The organism is Nonomuraea sp. NPDC049784, from assembly GCF_040659615.1.
Lineage (GTDB): Bacteria > Actinomycetota > Actinomycetes > Streptosporangiales > Streptosporangiaceae > Nonomuraea.
This window is the reverse complement of record NZ_JBFAMX010001005.1, coordinates 1-2,413: the sequence shown is the minus strand read 5'-3', so window position 1 is coordinate 2,413 and position 2,413 is coordinate 1. Positions and strand designations below refer to the sequence as shown.

The window sequence follows — 2,413 nt, the reverse complement described above, 5'->3', positions numbered from 1 at the left end:
CTGCGTGCCTGGGGCTTGCGCGTCTGGGGCCTGTGCGTCCGGGGCCTGGGCGTCCGGGGCGGGCGCGTTCTCGGCATGCGAGTCCTGGGTCCGCGCGTCCAGAGTGCTGTCGTGGGTCATGAGTCGTCCCATCCGTCTGTCATGGCCGTCCGGTCCGTCGCGGGCCCATCGCCAGCGCGGTCACGTCGAAGCCGGGGTCCTGGTTGAGATACAGGTCGCGGACCAGCTCTCCGGCGGCGGGCGCGTTGCACAGGCCGTGCCCGGAGAAGCCGGTCGCGTACAGAAAGGCCGGCGGTCCCGGCCGGCGGCCGATGAAGGCCGTCTTGTCGGGGCTGGCGTCGCGCAGGCCGGTGACGGCCGGGCGCAGGGTGAGCCCGGCCAGGCTCGGGTACGTGGCCGCGAGCTGTTCGGCGACCTTCCGCCGCCACGACTCCCGGTCGCGTCCCGGGTAGCCCATGCCGATCAGCAGCCGGTCGTCGCGCATCCGTACGAGCAGGCCGCTGGCGGCGTGCAGGGTGACCGGGATGTCCGGCGTGTCACGAGGCAGAGGGTCGGTGGTGAGCAGCTCCTGCTCGATCGGCTCGGTGAGCGGAAGGTCCACGCCCGCGCTCCGGACGAGCGAGGCCGACCAGGCGCCGGCGGCGCACACGATGGCGTCGGCGCCGATCTCGCCGCAGGTGGTGCGCACGCGCCCGGCCCGGGCGTCGATGGCGGTGACCGGGCAGCCGGTACGCAGTCTCGCGCCGGCCTGCTCGGCCGCTCGCGCGTAGGCGGTGACGATGGCCGTGGTGTCGGAGATGTAGGCCTGCGGCGAGTACGCGGCGGCGCGCAGCGGAAAGCCGCCGATGAGCGGGTTGCGTTCCCTGGCCTCCTCCGCGCTGATCAGGCCGACGTCGACCCCGGCGGCGCGCTGGGCGGGCAGGTCGGCCTCGAACGCCTCCACCTGCTCCGGCTCGGTGAACAGCACCAGGTAGCCGACCTGCCGCAGCGGCAGATCGATCCCGGGCCTGCTCGGGAAGGCGTGGTAGGCGTCCAGGCTGCGGACGGCGAGCGCCGAGCTGACCGGGTTGCCGGCGAAGTAGGCGCGGACCACGTCGGCGGTGGCGCGCGAGGCGCCCGAGCCGAGAGTGCCCTGCTCCAGGAGCGTGGTGTCGATTCCCGCCTCGGCCAGGTGGAACGCGATCGACAAGCCGATCACGCCGCCACCGATGACCACCACCCGCTGCCCGCTCATACCGGTGTGCTCTCTGCTACCGGTGTGCCCTCTGCGCGGCGCAGGTGCTCGCCCGCCTGCCACGGGAACAGGTGCAGGTTCCAGCCACCCAGGCAGTTGCAGTAGAGCGCCATTTGGGCCATGACGGAGATGAAGTCCTCATGGCTGTCGAGGCGTTCCAGCCCGTCCAGCAGCCGCTGGGTGAAGTCCCACAGGGTGCTCAGGCCGCAGTAGCCGAGGAATTCGGCGGGTGTGTGGGCCAGCTGGCGGGTCATCTGGCGCAGCCACGGCATCGGCATGCCGTCGAGCGCGGCGCGTACGAGGCCGCCGTAGCAGCTGTAGCCGAGCGGCCGGGTCTCGCCGTTGACGAACAGCAGCGTGGTCAGGACCGTCTCGTAGCTGCCCGCACCCGACGGGATGCGGCCGGCGTGCAGGTCGAGCAGCTCGCGCGGTGGATCCAGCCAGATGCGCTCGGTCTCGGCGTGCACGTCCTTGACGAGCTCGTTGAGCTTCGGGTCGCCGATGGGCAGCCGGGGGAGCCGGTGACCGCTGGGTTCGCCCTCGCGGCGCACCTCGGCGATGACGGGCTGCTTGGTGGTGTAGACGGACTGCCAGACGTCGCGGCCGGCCTGCATCAGGGCGTCGAGGTCTTCCTGGACGACCTGGCCGATCGGGGCGGCGCTCATGGGCTCGGTCAGCTCGCCGTACTTGATGCCGAGGTGCTGCAGCCGCGAGCAGAAAACGGTGCCGTCGGGCACGGCGCGCCGGTCCACGCGGTGTTCCGGCTGCGTGTGCAGCAGCGAATGGACGGGAGCGACGTGGTACAGGTGATAGCCCGCGACGAGGGCATGTCCCTGCAGGCTGCGGTACGGCAGCGCGTCCCACAGACGCTGGGCCAGGGTGCGGTTGCGCTGGTCGAGTTCGACGGTCACGGTGATGCCGATGCTGGGCCACGTGATTTCCACGCGCTTCGATTCGTTCACAAAGCGTCACTATATCGTCACGCTTTGTGGTGATAGGGGTGGGGGTGCGGTGTTTACCGGTGCTTGACCAGGTTTCCGAGCAGTGTCCGGCTTCGGGCGTCACCCCAGATGGAGTACGCGTCCACGTACGGCCGCAGCAGGGCCGTGAGCGCCGGGTCGCCCCGGCCGTTGAGCTCGTCGGAGGCGATCTTGCGGGCGGCTCCCGCCACGACGTCGG

At 71.3% G+C, this 2,413-nt stretch carries 2 protein-coding genes; both read right to left on the bottom strand.

The annotated features are described in order from the left end of the window. Positions 1–139: 139 nt before the first annotated feature. A complete protein-coding gene (locus tag AB0J09_RS62415) occupies positions 140–1,234 on the bottom strand; it encodes an FAD-dependent oxidoreductase (RefSeq protein WP_360713638.1) in 1,095 nt (364 codons plus the stop codon). After that, positions 1,231–2,196, bottom strand: a complete 966-nt coding sequence (locus AB0J09_RS62410) for a hypothetical protein (protein WP_360713636.1) — start codon at positions 2,194–2,196, stop codon at positions 1,231–1,233. Before AB0J09_RS62410 ends, AB0J09_RS62415 begins: the two co-directional genes overlap by 4 nt. Between the last annotated feature and the right edge of the window lie 217 nt (positions 2,197–2,413).